This window comes from Amycolatopsis marina (assembly GCF_900111885.1).
Taxonomy (GTDB): domain Bacteria; phylum Actinomycetota; class Actinomycetes; order Mycobacteriales; family Pseudonocardiaceae; genus Amycolatopsis; species Amycolatopsis marina.
In genome coordinates, this window is record NZ_FOKG01000003.1 from 94,481 (window position 1) to 110,884 (window position 16,404).

Here is a 16,404-nt window from a genome sequence, read left to right on the forward strand (position 1 = left end):
GATCAGTTGCCTTCCTGCGTAGCCGTGTTTTCGGCGACCACAGCATCCATAGTGGCCTGCACAGATGGCGCCACGGTGTCCAGCACGGGTTTCGGGTAGAAGCCGAGACCGATGATCAGCACGACCATCGGCGCCAGCATCGCGATCTCGCGCCCGGACAGGTCCTTCATCGCCTTCTTCGCGCCCGCTTCGGGGGCCATCGTCGTACCGGGGCCGCCCCCCGCGCCGATCATCGCGTCCCCGCGAACCGGCCCGGTCATGATCCGCTGGTACAGCCAGAGCACGTACACCGCCGCGAGCACCATGCCGATCGTCGCGATGATCGCGAACACCGGCCTGGTCTCGAACGAGCCCAGCAGCACAAGGAACTCACTGATGAACGAGTTCGTGCCCGGCAGGGACAGTGTGGACAGTCCGGCGATCAGCAGCATCCCGCCGAGCAACGGCGTCACCTTCGACATCCCGCCATAGTCGGAGATGCGGGTGGAGCCGCCCCGCGCGATCACCATGCCGATCACCAGAATCAGCATGCCTGTCGCGAGGCTGTGGTTGAGCATGTACGACACCGAGCCGACCATCGCCTGCGAGGTGAACGCGAAGATGCCCAGCGCGATGAATCCGAAGTGGGCGATCGAGACGTAGGCGATGAACCGCTTGAGGTCCTGCTGACCGGCGGCGAGGATCGATCCGTAGATCACCCCGGCGACGGCGAGCACCAGCACCAACGGCGCCAGTTCGACGCTGGCGGCCGGGAACATCGGCAGGCAGTACCGCAGGAAACCGAACGTGCCGACCTTGTCCAGCACGCCGACCAGGAGCACGGCGACACCTGTCGGCGCCTGGCCGGCCGCGTCCGGCAGCCAGGTGTGCAACGGCACCAGCGGCGCCTTGATCGCGAATGCCAGGAAGAAGCCCAGGAACAGCCAGATCTGCGTGCTCAGCGGTGCCTCGCTGACGACCGTCACCAGGGTGGCCCAGTCGAAGGTGCCCTGCCCCAGTTCGTCACTGGCCAGTGAGTAGGCGCCGATCGCCGACGCCAGCATGATCAGTCCACCGAGGAACGAGTAGAGGAAGAACTTCACCGCCGCGTACTGCCGGTTCGGTCCGCCGTAGCCGCCGATGAGGAAGTACATCGGAATCAGCATGATCTCGAACAGCACGTAGAACAGGAAGACGTCGGTGGCGGCGAAGACACCGATGGTCAGCGCCTCCTGCACCAGGATCAGCGAGAGGTAGCCCCCCGCGCTGCGGCCCGCTGGCAGCTTGTCGGTCGTGCCGAGCGCGCCGATCACGATCGGCACCAGCAGCGCGATGACAGCGATCATCACCAGCGCGATGCCGTCCATGCCGAACGAGATGTGGATCCCGAAGGCCGGAATCCAGTCCATCGAACTCGCCTGCTGGATCCGCTCGCCACCGGGGTCGTAGGAGAGCCACAGCGGAATGATCAGCAGCAGTTCCGCCACCGACACCCCGAGTGCGACGAGCGTCGCCAGCTTGTCGTTGCCACGCAAGGCGGTCAGCGCCAGCGCGCCGGCCAGCGGCAGCAGAATCAGTGCGAGCAACAGTGTCATGCGAACCTCACCATGAGCAGCGCGACCACGAGCAGGAAGGACCCGCCCAGCATGGACAGCGCGTAGGAGCGGACGAAGCCGGTCTGCATCCGGCGCAGCCTGCCGGACGTGCCGCCGAGCAGCGCGGCCATCCCGTTCACGGCTCCGTCGACGCCACGGTTGTCGAGGTATACCGAGAACCGGGTGATCCAGACACCCGGCCTGGCGACCAGATTCTCGTTGACCGCGTTGCCGTACAGATCGTTGCGGGCGGCCTTGACCACGGCCGAGACCTCACGCGGCCGTTCCACCGAGGTGTCGCGCCTGCCGAACAGCAGCCAGGCGATGAGGGCACCGAGCGCGGACAGCCCCACCGTCAGGATCGGGACCAGTGCGTGCGGCAGCACGCCGTGCTCGGACTCCTGCAGCGCGCCGACCGAAGGAGCCAGCCACTCGATGAGCATGTCGCCCTGGGTGAACAGGAAACCCGCCGCGACCGAACCGATCGCGAGCACGATCATCGGCCCGGTCATCACCGGTGGCGACTCGTGCGGATGGAACTCGCGGCCGTCGGTGGACCGGATCTCCTTCCACCGCTGCTTTCCGAAGAAGGTGAGCAGCACAAGGCGCGTCATGTAGAAGCCGGTGATCCCGGCGCCCAGCAGCGCGGCGCCACCGAACACCCAGCCCCGCCAGCCCTCCTGGCCGAACGCGGCCTCGATGATCGCGTCCTTGGAGTAGAAGCCGGACAGGAACGGGAAACCGATGATCGCCAGGTAACCGAGGCCGAAGGTGGCGAAGGTGATCGGCATCTTCTTGTAGAGACCGCCGAACTTGCGCATGTCGACCTCGTCGTTCATGCCGTGCATGACCGAGCCTGCACCGAGGAAGAGCCCCGCCTTGAAGAAGCCGTGTGTGAGCAGGTGGGTGATGGCCAGCGCGTAGCCGAACGGGCCGAGCCCAACGGCCAGCATCATGTACCCGATCTGACTCACGGTGGAGTAGGCGAGCACCTTCTTGATGTCGTCATAGGCGCAGCCGATGATCGCGCCGAGCAGCAGCGTGAACGCGCCGACAATGGTGACCACCAACTGACCGGTGGGCGTCAGGTTGTAGATCGGGGCCGCGCGGGCGATCAGGTAGACACCCGCGGTGACCATCGTTGCCGCGTGGATCAGCGCGGAGACCGGTGTCGGGCCCTCCATCGCGTCCGGCAGCCAGGCCTGCAGCGGGAACTGACCGGACTTACCGCAGGCGCCGAGCAGGAGCAGTAGGGCGATCGCGGTGATGACGGCAGGCGACTGGTCGCCGATCCCGGCGAAGACCTCGGCGTAGCCGGTACTGCCGATGTGCTTCCACATCAGGAAGATCGCGATGGCCAGGCCGACGTCTCCGACGCGGTTCATCAGGAAGGCCTTCTTCGCGGCGGTCGCCGCGGAAGGCCGGTCCTGGTACCAGCCGATCAGCAGGTAGGACGCGAGGCCGACACCCTCCCAGCCGAGGTACAGCGTCACGAAGCTGTTGCCCAACACCAGAACCAGCATCGAGGCGACGAACAGGTTCAGGTAGCCGAAGAACCGCCTGCGCCCCTCGTCGTCGGACATGTAGCCGATCGAGTAGATGTGGATCAGCGAGCCGACACCGGTGATCAGCAGCACGAACGTCATCGAGAGTGGATCGACCCGGAGTCCGAAGTCGACCTGCAGCGCTTCGACGGGAATCCACGAGTACAGCGTTGTGTCGGTCGCCTGGTCGAAGCTGCTGGCGAAGAACATGGCCAGTGCGTACACAAAGGACGCGATGACGGTGGCACAGCCGAGCAGGTGTCCCCAAGCATTGGTGCGCCTCCCACCGACCAGCAGGATGAGCGCACCGAGCGCGGGAAACGCGACCAGCAGCCACGAGGAGGTGATCACTTACTCGGCTCCCTCAGTACTTCAGCAGGTTGGTGTCGTCGATCGAAGCGGACCGGCGAGTGCGGAAGATCGACATGATGATCGCCAGTCCGACGACGACCTCGGCGGCGGCGACGACCATCACGAAGAACGCCATCACCTGACCGTGGATCGAACCGTTGATCCGCGCGAAGGTGACCAGCGAGAGATTCACGGCGTTGAGCATGAGCTCGATACACATGAAAACGACGATCGCGTTGCGCCGCACCAGCACGCCGACCGCACCGATGGCGAACAGCAGCGCCGACAGCAGCAGGTAGTACGTCGGGGTCACTTCTGCCCCTCCTCGGCTTGAGTGACGGCGGAGTCGTCTTCGGCGGCGACGAGCGAATGCGCGTCCGGCCCGGCTTCGGCTTCCGCGGCCGCAGCCGCGAGTCGACGCTGCTCGACGTCGTACTGCGCCGTGGGAGTGGACTCGATCAGGGCGGAGAGTGACTCCGGCGCGATGGACCCGTCCGGGAGCAACGCGGGAGTCGCCACCGAGGTCGAGGTGGCGAACACGCCAGGTCCTGGCAGCGGCGAAGGCCGCTCGTACTCACCACGGAACCGGGCTTCCACCAGTTCCCGCTGGGACCGCTTGCCACCCTTGCCGTGCCGGTCGGTGTAGGCCAGCACCATCGCACCCATGGCTGCGGTGATCAGCAGGGCCGAGGTGAGTTCGAACGGGAACAGGTAGTCGGTGAAGATCAACCTGCCGAGCCCGCTCGCGCCACCACCGTCCGGGTTGGCCGGGTCCAGCAGCGGCGCCGCGGTCACCTCGGCCATCGAGCGGGTCAGCGCGGCCGCGAACAGTCCGGCCATCCCGATGCCGAGCAGCGCGGCGACCAACCGCTGTCCACGCAGGACCTCGACGACGGAGTCCGAGCTGTCCCTGCCGACCAGCATCAGCACGAAGAGGAACAACATCATCACGGCGCCGGTGTAGACGATGATCTGCGTGAACCCGAGGAATGGCGCCTGCTGCACCATGTACAGCGCGCCGAGGGTCAGCATCGTCAGCGCCAGCCAGAGCACCGAGTGCACCGCGTTGCGCGCGAAGATCATGCCGAGCGCCCCGGCGAGCGCGATCGGGGCGAGCACCCAGAACGCGATCGCCTCACCGGTCGTCACCGTGTTCTCGGCGGAACCCTGGGCGAGCACCAGGGCCGAAGAAAGCGCGATCATTGCATGGCCTTCTCGTCGGAGGTCTCGACCGTCTCGCCCTCGGGGACGCCCCGGTCGACGGCCAGCTCGGGGCCGTTGACGTAGTAGTCCTGCTCGTTGTCACCGAGCCGCATCGGGTGCGGCGGCTGCTCCATCCCGGACAACAACGGGGCGAGCAGGTCTTCCTTGGTGTAGATCAGCTTCTGCCGGTCGTCGTCCGCCAGCTCATAGAAGTTGATCATCGTGAGGGACCTGGTCGGGCAGGCCTCCACGCACAGTCCGCAACCGATACAGCGCAGATAGTTGATCTGGTAGTCGGCACCGTAGCGCTCACCCGGGGAGTAACGGGCCTCCTCGGTGTTGTCACCGCCCTCGACGAAGATCGCGTCGGCCGGACAGGCCCACGCGCAGAGCTCACAGCCAACGCACTTCTCCAGCCCGTCCGGATGCCGGTTGAGCTGGTGCCTGCCGTGGTAGCGCGGCGCGGCGGGCGCACCGATCTCCGGATACTCCTCGGTGGCCACCTTCTTGAACATGTTCGCGAAGGTGACGCCGAAGCCCTTGACGGGGTCAAACATTCCCATCGCGAGCCTCCTCTCTGTCCGACGTTCGAGCGCGACTGGAAAGCCGTAGACGGACCTCTGGCCCGCCTCCGCCTTTCCAGGCCCTCCGGGCAAGCACGCTCGTTCGGGTATAGGTGAGCAGAGCGCACACGTCAGGCACCGGCAACCACCTCTCTGTCGGCAGCCAGGCGGGAATCAGTCGTCATCGCCGCTGTCCTTACCGGAACCGACCGCGGCTGGTTCCTGCTTGCTCGCCCTGGCCTTGGCCTTGAGCGCCTTCTGGCGCGGCGTGGTGTCCGGGACCTTCAGGTCCAGTGGCGGGACGGGATAGCCACCGCCGGTGATCGGCACGGCATCTTCGTCCTTGATCTCCTTCTCCGGCAGCAGCAGCGTCAGCAGCACCAGGATGACGATCGTGACGCCACCGACGACCAGGATCTGGCCGGTGGTCACCTCAGCGTCGTTGCGGATCGCGCGGATCGCGGCGATCAGCATGAACCACACGAGCCCGACCGGCACCAGGACCTTCCAGCCCAGCTTCATGAACTGGTCGTACCGGAAACGCGGCAGCGTGCCACGCAGCCAGATGAACCCGAACAGCAGCAGGAACACCTTGCCGAAGAACCACAACAGCGGCCAGAAGCCGGTGTTGAGCACGCCGTCGCCGATCGTGGACAGCGGCCACGGGGCCATCCAGCCACCGAGGAACAGCGTGGTGCAGAACGCCGAGACGATGACCATGTTGACGTACTCGGCGAGGAAGAACATGGCGAACTTCATCGAGCTGTACTCGGTGTGGAAGCCACCGACCAGTTCGGACTCCGCCTCCGGCAGGTCGAACGGAGCGCGGTTGGTCTCACCGACCATGGAGATCAGGAAGATCACGAAACTCGGCAGCAGCAGGTAGAAGTACCAGCCGCCCTGCTGCGCGTCGACGATCTCGCCGGTGGACAGCGACTGCGAGTACAGCGCGACACCGAGGATCGAAAGTCCCATCGCGATCTCGTAGGAGATCACCTGCGCCGCGGAGCGCAGTCCACCGAGCAGCGGATAAGGGGAACCGGACGACCAGCCGGCCAGCACGATGCCGTACACACCGATCGCCGAGGTCGCCAGCACGACAAGCACGCTCACCGGCAGCTCGATCAACTGCAGCACGGTGCGCTCGCCGAAGATCGTCACCTCCGGTCCGAACGGGATCGGGGAGAGGCCGATCAGCGCGGGCACCGCCGAGATCACCGGGGCCAGGAAGTACACCTTCCGGTCGGCGCTGTCCGGGATGATCTGTTCCTTGAACGGCAGCTTCAGCGCGTCGGCGAGGGACTGCAGGTAGCCGTTCGGGCCCACCCGGTTCGGGCCGGGGCGGTTCTGCATCCGGCCGACGGCCTTGCGCTCCCACACGATCAGCCCGATCGTCATGATCGGGCCGATCAACAGGATCACCACGGCCTTGAGCAGGATCAGCCACAGTGGATCGTCGGCCAGCAGTTCGGCCCGGCTCAGCTGCTCCGGCGCCTGCGCCAGCAGGGTGGTCATTCCTCACCTCCGGCCGTGATGGTCACCACGGCGCCATGTCCGGCGCCCAGCGACGCGCGGACTCTCGAGCCATCGGAGTTGCCCGGCAGCCACACCACGCCGTCGGGCAGGTCGGCGACCTCCACCGGCAGCGTGATCGAACCCCGGTCGGTGGAGACGGTCACCCGCGGCCCGACCGACTTCGCGGCCGCGGCGGACAGCCGTGCCACGGCGGGCCGGGCAGTGCCCGCCAGGTGTGGCTCCTCGTCCTGCAGCGAGCCGTTGTCCAGCAGTTGCCGCCAGGTCGCCAGCAGCGCCTCGCCCTTGCCCACGGTGGTGGGGGTCAGGCCAGGAACGTCCGGAGCCGCGGGCGGCACGACCGCCACCGTGGCGGTGACCTTGGCGAGGTCGGCGGCGGAGGCGGCCGGGGTCTGAGTGAAGATGTCGGCGTCCATCTCGACGGCCAGGGTGTCCAGCACCCGGCAGTCGGGCAGCGCGCCCGTGTCGCGCAGGGTCACGTCGAACTTCCGGCTCCTGCCCTCCCAGTTGAGGTAGCTTCCGGCCTTCTCGACCGCGGGCGCCACCGGCAGCACGACGTCGGCGTGCTCGGTCACCGGGCTCCCGCGCAGCTCCAGGCTGACGACGAACTCGGCCGCCGCGAGCGCCTGCTCGGCGAGCGCGGGGTCCGGTAGGTCACCGGGGTCGACACCGCCGACCAGCAGGCCGGACAGGTCGCCGCCGGCGACCGCATTGAGCATTCCGCTGGTGTCCCTGCCCGGCCGAGCCGGGAGCGCACCGGATTCGAGGCCCCACAACCGTTCCACCTCGGCGCGTGCGTCGGCATCCTCGACGGTGCGGCCACCGGGCAGCAGGGTCGGCAGCGCACCGACCTCGACTGCGCCCCGGTCCCCCGCCCTGCGCGGGATCCACGCCAGCCGCGCGCCGGTGCGTTCGGACAGTCGGTGCAGCGCGGAGAAGAGCCCCGGCACCTCCGCTGCCCGCTCGCCGACGAGCACCACCGCGCCCGCGCGCTGCAACTGCTCGTCCAGGTCGGCGGCGTGGCGGGCGATGCCGTCCACCGCCGCGGTCTCGGCTCCGGGCTCACAGGCCAGCAGTTCGCCGAAGGTCTTGCGCACCGAGGAGGTCGTCCACTGTCCCAGGTGGACGACCTTGGTGCCCTGGTCCCTTGCGGCCTTGCGCAGCCGCAGGAACACGATCGGCGCCTCGTCCTCCGGCTCGAACGCCACGCACAACACCACCGGCGCCGACTCCAGGCTCGCGAAGCTCACATGCTCCGGCGTGGTGCCCACGACGCGCGAGGCCAGGAAGTCCAGTTCCTCGGCGGAGTGTGCTCGTGCGCGGAAGTCGATGTCATTGGTGCCCAGCGCGATGCGGGCGAACTTGGTGTAGGCGTAGGCGTCCTCGACGGTCAGCCTGCCGCCGGGCAGAACCCCGACTCCCTTGGCGTCCCTTGCCTTGGCCAGTCCGTCGGCCGCGACGCGCAGCGCCTGGGTCCAGGAGGACTCCTCCAGCTGCCCGGTCTGCTGGTTACGCACCATCGGACGGCGCAACCGGTCGGGAGCGCCCGCGTACCGGAAGGCGAACCGCCCCTTGTCGCAGATCCACTCCTCGTTGACCTCGGGGTCGTCCCCGGCGAGCTTGCGCATCACCTTGCCGCGGCGGAAGTCGGTGCGCTCGGCGCAACCGGAGGAACAGTGCTCGCACACGCTCGGCGAGGACACCAGGTCGAACGGCCGGGAGCGGAACCGGTACTGCGCGCTGGTCAGCGCGCCGACCGGGCAGATCTGGATGGTGTTGCCGGAGAAGTAGCTCTGGAACGGCTGGCCGCTGGTGGTGCGGGACGCCATGTCCAGCACGTCGGCCGTCTCCGCCGTCCCGATCTGCTGGTGCGCGCCACGCTCCAGCAACTCGATGAACGGGTCGCCCGCGATCTGCGCGGAGAACCGGGTGCAGCGCTGGCAGAGCACGCAGCGTTCCCGGTCGAGCAGCACCTGGGTGGAGATCGGCAGCGGCTTGGGGAAGGTGCGCTTGGTGTCGCGGAAGCGGGAGTCCGCGCGACCGTGCGCCATCGCCTGGTTCTGCAGTGGACACTCGCCACCCTTGTCGCAGACCGGGCAGTCCAGCGGGTGGTTGATGAGCAGCAGCTCCATCACGCCCTGCTGGGCCTTGTCGGCGACCGGCGAGGTGAGCTGGGTCTTGACGACCATGCCGTCGGCGACGGTCATCGTGCACGAGGCCTGCGGCTTCGGCATCGGCCGCCCGTTCATCTCGACCTCGACCAGGCACTGCCTGCACGCGCCTGCCGGGTCCAGCAGCGGGTGGTCACAGAAGCGCGGGATCACCGTGCCCAGCCGTTCGGCGGTGCGGATGAGCAGCTCGCCCTTCGGCGCGATGACCTCCTCACCGTCGATGATGAGCTTGACGTGCCCCTCGGGGACCGGGGTTTCCGCGGTCTCGGGCTTGTCCGGTGCGATCGTCATGAGGACGCTCCAGCCAGCGCGGGTGTCTGTTCTGCCTTGCTCGGGTGCTGCTTCTCGCACAGCGCGAGGAATTCGTCCCTGAAGTACTTGATGCCGCTGGTGATCGGGCTGACCGCACCGTCGCCGAGTGCGCAGAACGAGCGGCCGAGGATGTTGTCGCAGACGTCGAGCAGGGTGTCGATGTCCTCCTCCGTGCCCTTGCCCTCGACCATGCGCTCCAGCACCTGCGCCAGCCAGTAGGTGCCCTCACGGCAGGGAGTGCACTTGCCGCAGGACTCGTGCTCGTAGAACTGCGTCCACTTCATCACGGCCCACGGCACCGACACGGTCTCGTTGAACACCATGACCGCGGTCGTGCCGAGCATCGAGCCGGCCTCGGCCGCGCCCTCGAAGTCCAGCGGGGTGTCCAGGTGTTCCGCGGTGAACATCGGGGTGGAGGAACCGCCGGGAGTCCAGAACTTGAGCGGGATCCCGTCCTTCATCCCACCGGCGAGTTCGAGCAGCTCCCGCAGGGTTGTCCCCAATGGACACTCGTACTGCCCTGGCTTCTCCACGTGCCCGGAGATCGAGTAGATCTTCGGGCCGGGCGACTTCTCGCTGCCCATCTCCCGGAACCAGCCGGAGCCGCCGTTGACGATGTAGGGCGCGCTGGCGATGGTCTCGACGTTGTTCACCGTGGTCGGCGCGGCGTAGAGCCCGGCGGCCGCGGGGAACGGCGGCTTCAGCCGGGGCTGCCCCCTGCGGCCCTCGAGGGAGTCCAGCAGCGCCGTCTCCTCGCCACAGATGTAGGCGCCGGCACCGGCGTGCACGGTGATGTCGAGGTCGAAGCCGCTGCCGAGGATGTCCTTGCCGAGGTATCCGGCGCCGTAGGCCTCGCGCACCGCCGCGTTGAGCCTGCGGATGCAGTGCAGTGCCTCGCCGCGCACGTAGATGAAGCAGTGGTGCGAGCGCATCGCGTAGGCGGCGATGATGCAGCCCTCGATGAGCGAGTGCGGATCCGCCATCATCAGCGGGATGTCCTTGCAGGTCCCCGGCTCGCCCTCGTCCGCGTTGATGACCAGATAATGCGGCTTGTCCTCGTTGGGCGGCATGAAGCTCCACTTCACACCGGCCGGGAAGCCCGCACCACCACGACCACGCAGCCCGGCGTCCTTGATCAGCTGCACCAGCTGTTCCGGCGTGCCGCGCAGCGCCTTCCGGATGGCGGTGTAGCCCTCGAGCTGCTCGTAGGTCTCCAGGCGCCAGGAGTTCGGGGACAACCAGCGCTTGGTGAGAACCGGGGTAACGGGATCGACGCTCACTTCTTCTCCACCTCCGGCAGGGCCGCGTTGTCCGGCATCACGGGAGCGGTCCAGCCGCGTTCCTCGGCCAGCCTGGCTCCGCGCAGCGTTTCCACCGCGGCGGAGGGACCGTTCACATCGGCGCGGTAGGTCTGCTCGTCCTCCGGAAAGAACCCGGCCAGCTGCAGCTCGGCACCCTTGAAGTCGGACAGCGGTGCACCACGGGTGGGCGCGGGACGCTCGCCCTTGCGCAGCGCGTCCACCAGCTCGACAGCGCTGTCCGTGGTTTGGTTGTCGTAGTACTCGTAGTTGACCTGCAGCACGGGCGCGAGGTCACACGCGGCGAGACACTCCGCGTGCTCGAGCGTGATCGACCCCGACTCCCCGGGCGTGCCGGAGGTCTCCTCGTGGCCCAGCGGCGCGCCCTCCGTACCGAGGTGCTCCTGCAGCTTCCGGTAGATCGCGTCACCACCCATCGCCGCGCAGAGGGTGTTGGTGCAGACGCTCACGAGGTGCTCGCCGCAGGGGCGGCGCTTGTACATCGTGTAGAACGTGGCGACCGCGCTGACCTCTGCGTCAGACAGGTCGAGTTGCCTGCCGCAGAAGGAGATTCCCTCCTGGCTGACGTAGCCCTGCACCGACTGCACCAGGTGCAGCATCGGCAGCAGCGCAGACCGCGGCTGCGGGTAGCGGCTGATCAGGTCCTGCGCCTTGGCGACCACGTCCGGGCCGAAGGGGTCCGCGGGCGGGTTGTCCTCGAGGATCCCCTCGGCCCCGTCCGGCGCGATGGCGACGACATCGGTGTCGCCCGCCGCGGAGGAGTAGGTTTCCGCGCTCTGGTTCGGGCCGGGTTCGGGCAGCGGTGTCGTCTCCGTCATCGGTCCACACCTCCCATCACTGGGTCGATCGAGGCAACCGCGGCGATCACGTCAGCGACGAGGCCGCCTTCCGACATGGCCGGCATCGACTGCAGATTCACGAAACTCGGCTCCCGGACGTGCACCCGCATCGGCCGGGTGCCGCCGTCGGAGACCACGTGGTAGCCGAGCTCCCCGCGCGGGGACTCGACCGGCACGTACACCTGCCCCGGCGGAACCTTGAAGCCTTCGGTGACGAGCTTGAAGTGGTGGATGAGCGACTCCATCGACTGACCCATGATCTTGCGGACGTGCTCCAGCGAGTTGCCCATCCCGTCACTGGAAATCGAGAGCTGGGCAGGCCAGGCGATCTTCTTGTCCTCGACCATCACCGGCCCCGGCTCCAGCTTCTGCAGCACCTGCCGGATGATCCGCAGCGACTGGTGCATCTCCTCGACCCGGATCAGGTACCGGGCCCAGCAGTCGGCGTCGGTGGAGGTGGGCACGTCGAACTCGAACTCCTCGTAGCAGGAGTACGGCTCGACCTTGCGCAGGTCCCACGGCAGACCGGCGGACCGCAGCACCGGCCCGGTCACGCCGAGCGAGAGGCAGGCGTCCACCGGTAGGTAGCCGACGTCCTTGAGCCGGTTGCGCCAGATCGGCTGGCCGGTGAAGAGCTTGTCGTACAACGGAAGCCGCTCGTCCATCACCTTGCAGAACGCGGTGACGACCTCGTGGAAGTCGTTCGGCATGTCCTGGGCGAGGCCGCCGGGACGGATGAACGCGTGGTTCATCCGCAGGCCGGTGAGGTGCTCCAGCAGGTGCAGCGCCTCCTCCCGCTCGCGGAAACCGAGGGTCATCGCGGTGGTCGCGCCGAGCTCCATACCGCCGGTGGCGATGTAGACCATGTGTGAGGCGATCCGGTTGATCTCCAGCAGCAGCACCCGCAGCAGCGCGGCCCTGCGGGGCACCTCGATGCCGAGCAGCTTCTCCACCGCGAGGCAGTACGCCATCTCGTTGGACAGCGGCGCCAGGTAGTCCATCCGCGTCACGAAGGTGACGCCCTGGGTCCAGTTGCGGTACTCGACGTTCTTCTCGATGCCGGTGTGCAGGTAGCCGATGACCGACCGGAGCTGGGTGACGGTCTCGCCCTCCATCTCCAGCACGAGCCGGAGCACGCCGTGGGTCGAAGGGTGCTGCGGGCCCATGTTGATGATCATGCGCTCGTCGTGCTCGGCGTCGCCGATCACGTCGTCCCAGTCACCGCCGCTGACCGTGTAGATGCGGCCCTCGGTGGTTTCCCTTGACTCGGCGTAGTCCGCCGCGCCGGTGCTGTCCGAGCCCTCGGCCGTGGTGTCGGTGCCGGTGCTCTTCTCGGCGATGTTTTCGCTGGTAGTCACGAGTACGACTCCCCTTGTTCCGGGCTGCACCAGTGGTCGCGTCGCGTCACGAGTACGCCCTCCGCTCGTCCGGCGGCGGGATCTCCGCGCCCTTGTACTCAACCGGGATGCCGCCGAGCGGGTAGTCCTTGCGCTGGGGGTGGCCGTCCCAGTCGTCCGGCATGAGGATTCTGGTCAGCGCGGGATGGCCGTCGTAGATGATCCCGAACATGTCCCACGCCTCCCGCTCCTGCCAGTCGGCGGTCGGATAGACCTCCACGACGGAGGGAATGTGGGCGTCCTCGACCTCGAGGGTGACCTCAAGGCGGATCCGGCGACGGAACGTCATCGAGGTCAGGTGGTACACCGAGTGCAGCCGCTGCGGCACATCCGGGCCGTAGTCCACTCCGGACACCGAACTGCACAACTCGAACCGGAGCCCCGGGTCGTCGCGCAGTGTGCGGCAGACGGCGAGCAGGTGGGCCCGGTCGACGTAGAAGGTGATCTCGCCGCGGTCGACGGTCACCTGCTGGATGGCCTCGGCAGGCACGCCGTTGTCCGACAGTGCCGCGTAGAACTCGTCGGCGAACTCGTCGAACCAGCCGCCGTAGGGCCGCTCGGTCGCGGGCGGGGTGTACGCGGGAAGGCGGAGCCCGCCGTAGCCGGAGGTGTCCCCACTTCCCGCGACACCGAACATTCCCTTGCGCTGCCTGCCCGCGACGACCGGCTCGGCCGCCTGCGCCGGGCGCGCTCCGCCGGGGCGCAGCCCGGTCTCGCTGCGCTCGGCGCTGGACTGCTCGCCACCCGTTTCTGGTTTCTCAGCCATGACCGATCACTTCTTCGCGAACTTGATGGACGAGGGGACGATCTCGGTCTGCTCGCCGCTTGCGGCGCGCAGCGCGGCACGACGGGGGCCCATGGGCTCGTCCTGGATCTTGGCGTGCAGCTTGAGGATCGCGTCGAGCAGCATCTCCGGCCGCGGCGGGCAGCCGGGCAGGTACATGTCCACCGGAACGATGTGGTCGACGCCCTGCACCACCGCGTAGTTGTTGAACATGCCGCCGGACGAAGCGCAGACGCCCATCGCGAGGACCCACTTGGGCTCGGCCATCTGGTCGTAGATCTGGCGCAGGACGGGGGCCATCTTCTGCGTGACCCGGCCCGCGACGATCATCAGGTCGGCCTGCCTCGGCGTCGCGCTGAACCGCTCCATGCCGAACCTGGCGATGTCGTAGCGCGATCCGCCGGTGGTCATCATCTCGATCGCACAGCAGGCCAGCCCGAAGGTGGCAGGCCAGAGCGAGTTCTTCCTGGCCCAGTTGACCAGGCCTTCCAGGCTGGCCAACAGGATGCCGTTGGGCAGTTTCTCTTCGAGTCCCATGAGCGCTCCTAGTCCTCAGCCTCGGCGATGTGTGAGCCGATCATCAGTTCCAATCCAGCCCGCCGCGCAGCCACACGTAGATGTCCGCGATGAAGAACGTCGCGATGAAGATGGCCACCGCGAACACACCCCAGAGCCCGAGGGCGTCGGCGGAGACGGCATACGGGAAGAGGAACACCATCTCGATGTCGAACAGGATGAACAGCATCGCTGTCACGTAGTAGGCGATCGGCATCCGGCCACCGCCGACGACCGGCTGCGGCGAGGGCTCGATCCCGCACTCGTAGGCCTCGAACTTCGCCCTGTTGTAGCGCTGCGGACCGACCAGCGGGCCGAGCAGCACCGAGAACACCGCGAATCCGGCTGCCATGACGAAGAGCAGGACGAGCGGCAGGTACATGTCGAGGTTCGGGGCCGCCCCCTGCGCCAGTTGCCCGGTCGCTTCTGACATCAGCACGGGTCTTGCCTTCCTTTCCGCGCCGCTGCTGCATGGACGTGATGTGTGCAACGACCTCGGCGGCACCCTAAGGGACTCAAATCACACCGCCGGGCGTTAGGGCATCCTTACTCCGCGTGCACACCACCCCATCGACAGCGACCCAACGACCGACCGCTTGTGAAAATCTTCACAAGCCTTGCGTCGGCGTTGTGAAGCGATTCACAAAGCATGAGGGCAGTGTAGGACGCGACTCACACCCTTGTCGCCGGGCCCCGTGGTATAAGGGTGCCCTAACTTGACGGGCGGACAACGACCTTCGGCACACGCCAGGCCGAAGACCTGCACGAAGAGGGCCGGACATCGCGGACGACACCATCGGGGCGCCGCGTTCGTGTGAGTTAACCCACGCGGCCGCTGTGGGTGAGCAGCGTCAACGAGGGCTGGGTGCGAGCCGCGACGCGATCGAGATGAGGCGGTCGACAGCGTCGCCGCCGGAGGCGTCGTAGCAGCCGGACAGGCCCTTGTAGACCAGCGGAATCAGCGGATTGATGCGCAGCCCGTACTTCGTGGCGGCCCGCATGACCTTCGGCTTGCCGATGGCCTTCGCGAAAACGTTACCGAGCTGGTAGTAACCGCCCATCTTTTCCTTGAGCGCCAGCGGGTAGCCGTGCAACGCCCGCTCCCTGGACGGGCCCTCGGGCCGGGCGAGCGCCTGCACCACGAACTCCGCGGCCAGCTGGGCGGACTCCATCGCCGCCGAGATGCCCTCGCCGTTGAACGGGCTGACCATGCCGCCCGCATCACCGAGCAGCAGCAGCCCGTCGCGGTAGTGCGGGGTGCGGTTGAAGCCCATCGGCAGGCCCGCGCCGCCGATCCGGCCGACGGCGTTCTCCTCGCGGTAGCCCCATTCCTCCGGCGTGGAGTCCAGCCAGGAGCGCAGCAGTGCCCGGTAGTCCGTGCTGCGGAACGCCTTCGAGGTCGAGAGCATGCCTAGCCCGACGTTCACCGTGCCGTCGCCGAGCGGGAAGGCCCAGCCGTACCCGGGCAGCAACCGGGGCCTGCGCGGGTCGCTGCGGTCCCACAGCTCGAGGTGCCCCTCGATGAACGGGTCGTCGTGCCGGGGGCTCGTGTAGTAGCGGCGCACGGCCACGCCCATCGGCCGCTTCTCGTGCTTGTCGATCCCCACCGACAGCGCCAGTCGCGCGGACACGCCGTCGCAGGCGAGCACGAGTGGAGCACGGAAATCGGCGGGACGCTTGACTCCGTCCTCGCCGCCGACCTTCGCCTGCACGCCGATCACGCGCCCCGTACGTTCGTCGGTGACGGCGCCGGTCACGGTGGTGCGCTCCTGCAACCGTGCGCCTGCCTTCACCGCGGTCTTGGCCAGCAGGTCGTCGAAGTCGTGGCGGGTGCGGGAGACACCATAGGGCGGATAGCTGGTGAGTTCCGGCCAGTCCAGCTCCAGCGTCAGGTCGCCGGTCAGGATGCGCAGCCCCCTGCTGTGCACCCAGCCCGCCTCCTGCCTGGTGTCGATCCCCAGGTCGATCAGTTGCTTCACACCGCGCGGGGTGAGGCCGTCGCCACACACCTTCTCGCGCGGGAAGGCGGTCTTCTCCAGCAGCAGGACGTCCACGCCGGAACGGGCGAGGTAGGTGGCGACAGTGGAACCGGCAGGACCGGCTCCGACGACGATGACCTCGGCATCCTGCCTGGAAGTGTTCATGGCCCCCAGACTAACCGCGTGATACGCGCCTCCTGGGGGTGGCGGTCCCAGGCGGGACTGGTGCGGCGCGGGCTTCGGCGGAGTACGAAGGTGGACAACGCGTCGCGCCCATGGG

At 67.7% G+C, this 16,404-nt stretch carries 14 protein-coding genes; all 14 read right to left on the bottom strand.

The genetic code is table 11. From position 1 onward, the window contains the following. Positions 1–2: 2 nt before the first annotated feature. Positions 3–1,574, bottom strand: coding sequence for an NADH-quinone oxidoreductase subunit M (locus BM199_RS06650; RefSeq protein WP_091671193.1), 1,572 nt, complete (start codon positions 1,572–1,574; stop codon positions 3–5). Continuing rightward, positions 1,571–3,469 (bottom strand): NADH-quinone oxidoreductase subunit L, encoded by a 1,899-nt coding sequence (nuoL, locus tag BM199_RS06655; RefSeq protein WP_091671195.1) that lies wholly within the window; start codon positions 3,467–3,469, stop codon positions 1,571–1,573. Before nuoL ends, BM199_RS06650 begins: the two co-directional genes overlap by 4 nt. 13 nt (positions 3,470–3,482) lie before the next feature. Continuing rightward, entirely contained in the window at positions 3,483–3,782 is a 300-nt protein-coding gene (gene nuoK, locus BM199_RS06660) for an NADH-quinone oxidoreductase subunit NuoK (RefSeq protein ID WP_091671197.1), read from the bottom strand. Continuing rightward, a complete protein-coding gene (locus tag BM199_RS06665; RefSeq protein ID WP_091671199.1) occupies positions 3,779–4,672 on the bottom strand; it encodes an NADH-quinone oxidoreductase subunit J in 894 nt (297 codons plus the stop codon). The genes nuoK and BM199_RS06665 overlap by 4 nt, the downstream gene beginning before the upstream one ends. Continuing rightward, complete coding sequence (gene nuoI, locus BM199_RS06670; RefSeq protein WP_281245673.1) at positions 4,669–5,328, bottom strand: NADH-quinone oxidoreductase subunit NuoI; 660 nt, start codon at positions 5,326–5,328, stop codon at positions 4,669–4,671. The genes BM199_RS06665 and nuoI overlap by 4 nt, the downstream gene beginning before the upstream one ends. A gap of 81 nt (positions 5,329–5,409) precedes the next feature. Then, a complete protein-coding gene (nuoH, locus tag BM199_RS06675; RefSeq protein ID WP_091671203.1) occupies positions 5,410–6,750 on the bottom strand; it encodes an NADH-quinone oxidoreductase subunit NuoH in 1,341 nt (446 codons plus the stop codon). Beyond that, a complete protein-coding gene (locus BM199_RS06680; RefSeq protein WP_091671205.1) occupies positions 6,747–9,230 on the bottom strand; it encodes an NADH-quinone oxidoreductase subunit G in 2,484 nt (827 codons plus the stop codon). The genes nuoH and BM199_RS06680 overlap by 4 nt, the downstream gene beginning before the upstream one ends. Further along, on the bottom strand, positions 9,227–10,531 hold the full coding sequence (gene nuoF, locus BM199_RS06685) for an NADH-quinone oxidoreductase subunit NuoF (RefSeq protein WP_091671206.1): 1,305 nt from the start codon (positions 10,529–10,531) through the stop codon (positions 9,227–9,229). The genes BM199_RS06680 and nuoF overlap by 4 nt, the downstream gene beginning before the upstream one ends. Continuing rightward, on the bottom strand, positions 10,528–11,388 hold the full coding sequence (gene nuoE / locus BM199_RS06690) for an NADH-quinone oxidoreductase subunit NuoE (RefSeq protein ID WP_091671208.1): 861 nt from the start codon (positions 11,386–11,388) through the stop codon (positions 10,528–10,530). Before nuoE ends, nuoF begins: the two co-directional genes overlap by 4 nt. Then, positions 11,385–12,767, bottom strand: coding sequence for an NADH-quinone oxidoreductase subunit D (locus BM199_RS06695; RefSeq protein ID WP_091671210.1), 1,383 nt, complete (start codon positions 12,765–12,767; stop codon positions 11,385–11,387). Before BM199_RS06695 ends, nuoE begins: the two co-directional genes overlap by 4 nt. 46 nt (positions 12,768–12,813) lie before the next feature. Next, positions 12,814–13,572 carry an NADH-quinone oxidoreductase subunit C gene (locus tag BM199_RS06700; protein ID WP_091671212.1) on the bottom strand — a complete coding sequence of 253 codons (759 nt, stop codon included), beginning with the start codon at positions 13,570–13,572 and terminating at the stop codon, positions 12,814–12,816. Between the two features lie 6 nt (positions 13,573–13,578). Beyond that, entirely contained in the window at positions 13,579–14,127 is a 549-nt protein-coding gene (locus tag BM199_RS06705) for a NuoB/complex I 20 kDa subunit family protein (RefSeq protein WP_091671214.1), read from the bottom strand. A gap of 43 nt (positions 14,128–14,170) precedes the next feature. Next, positions 14,171–14,578, bottom strand: coding sequence for an NADH-quinone oxidoreductase subunit A (locus BM199_RS06710; RefSeq protein ID WP_091671583.1), 408 nt, complete (start codon positions 14,576–14,578; stop codon positions 14,171–14,173). Between the two features lie 418 nt (positions 14,579–14,996). Then, positions 14,997–16,289: a geranylgeranyl reductase family protein gene (locus tag BM199_RS06715; RefSeq protein ID WP_091671215.1), complete on the bottom strand. Its 1,293-nt coding sequence runs from the start codon at positions 16,287–16,289 to the stop codon at positions 14,997–14,999. Positions 16,290–16,404: the final 115 nt, after the last annotated feature.